The sequence below is a fragment of the Bartonella sp. AP88XZML genome, from assembly GCF_042195565.1.
Taxonomy (GTDB): domain Bacteria; phylum Pseudomonadota; class Alphaproteobacteria; order Rhizobiales; family Rhizobiaceae; genus Bartonella.
On sequence record NZ_JBHIOQ010000064.1, the window covers coordinates 1 to 2,026 of the forward strand.

Genomic DNA, 2,026 nt, shown 5'->3' on the forward strand with positions numbered 1-2,026 from the left:
ATCCACCAAAAATGGTATCTTCAACAGGCAAAAGATACCTTCACAAGCCTTCAAGCCCCTCGCCTTAATTGGGCTCTGCGTAATGCTCTAAACACTGCAGCAAAACAAGTCGAACGCTTTACTGAAAAGCAAGTTGCAGACATCTCATCAGCCCAAATAAAGCGTATAAGAAGAGGTGTTTATATTAAAGAAAAGGCAACAGCAAGGTTTCTTGAGACAGATATCATTGGTTCTGGAACACCAATACCTCTTAAATTTTTTAAAGCAAAAGAACAAATCTTGCCCATGTTTTTATCAAGGATGGGAGTTTTCCAAAGCGTGTTGAATTAAAAAAGCTGAATGGTAATGTATTTCAAAGAGCGGATGGAGATCAATTCCCCATTGCAAAACAAGAAGGACCTTCAATTGCTAAAGTGATGTCTAAGCCAGAAATTGCAAGTGCTATTGTAAAAAAGCTAATGAGAGATTAATTGCCAATATACAGTGCCAACTTGCTCGTCAAGAATACGCTGCCAACAAGAAAAGCTAAATTATGTTCTTAAGCTTTATCTATCTATTCCATATCCTTATGAGTTATGTATTATACACTTTGATTGCAATTTTAAGAACAGATTATCACTTATGTTTTGTTTTTTCCATAAAAAAGTCAATAAAATCAATTCAAAATGTACTTCCCAGCGGGTTGGCTTCGTTGCGGGGCAGACTAGTGCGAACTATCGCTAACGACAGAATTTTCAATTTGACTGTACATTTTACACTTAGCTCATTGATAAATAATAATTTCAATATGTACACTGTACAATATGTGAAACGTTTTCTTAGCAAAAAGTAATTCTTGTTGCTGGAAAATTCTATAGTAATAGGTATTTTCGAATCAGGTGCCTCAAAAACACCTTAAAACAACTAGCGGATTAGTTGCCGAAATAACTAATCTTCCGCAATTTAAAAGCTTTAACTCATTGTGTGCTACATGCATATAATAGCTTTGTCAGGTGTGGCTATGCCATATACCCCCTTCGGGGAAAGGCGTAACGACGGACTAGATGCCGTGTTTCTTAGTGCCCAGCACTCTTTTAGAATGTCATTAAGGAACGTCTAACATCTAAGAATTCTTTATGAATACCATTATTAAAATTACTGAATTATGTGGCAAAAGGCATGACGATATTATGCGTGACATCAAGAAAACGCTTGAAGAACTTAACGCCCTCAAATTTAAGGAGGTTGATTTTGGTGGGCACTACCTTGATAACAAAGGTGAAAGCCGCCCTTGTTATAACCTGCCAAAGCGTGAATGCTTAATTCTTGTTTCTAGTTACAGCACTGCCTTACGAGCAAAGATAATTGACCGTTGGAAAGAGTTGGAAAGACAAGTAGCTATTCGACAAATTGATTACTCCAAACCCGAAGTATTATTTGGCGCCTTAAATCATCTACAAAATCAAATTAAGCAGAAAAACTATGTTATTTCAGAATTAGCACCAAAAGCAAAAGCTTTAGAAGGCTTAAAACGCTCTGATGGTTTGTTTGGTTTGATTGAAGCCGCGAAGATGTTGGAGATAAGACCAAAGGATTTAACAGATTACTTGCGTAAAAATGATTGGGTGTATCGACGTGCTCCAAGTGGTCCATTGTTACCTTTAATCAGGATAAAATCAAAAAAGGATTCATGGACTGTTCTGCCATCACCATTCAAAAACCGGATGGAACAGAAAAGGTGCTGCCTTCAACAAAAATCACACCTAAAGGATTGGCGGCATGTTTGAGAGAAAAATCCATGGAGGTGTGCAATGAAGGTAAATACTAACTTCTTATGCGATTTATGGATGGCATTATCTCAATTTTCTAGGCATGAAAATATGAGTGATAAGATTGTGCTGCTCTGGTTGAGATCATGAGTTTAGTAGAAAAAGCTTTGATTTTAAAACTTCACGATGAAGTGCCTATCCTTCTTTCGATATCTTTCTCATCTGACGCTCCATAAAAAAAGCCCCACAAAAGTGGGATTGGATAAAATGATGTTCTA

The 2,026-nt window shown here is 36.9% G+C and carries 2 pseudogenes; both read left to right on the forward strand.

Annotation, left to right across the window (positions count from 1 at the left end):
• Nucleotides 1-529 (forward strand): annotated as a pseudogene (locus tag ACFIK2_RS07660) (hypothetical protein); the annotation flags it as partial.
• A 586-nt stretch (nt 530-1,115) separates the two neighbouring features.
• Nucleotides 1,116-1,794, forward strand: a pseudogene (locus tag ACFIK2_RS07665) (phage antirepressor KilAC domain-containing protein).
• Nucleotides 1,795-2,026: the final 232 nt, after the last annotated feature.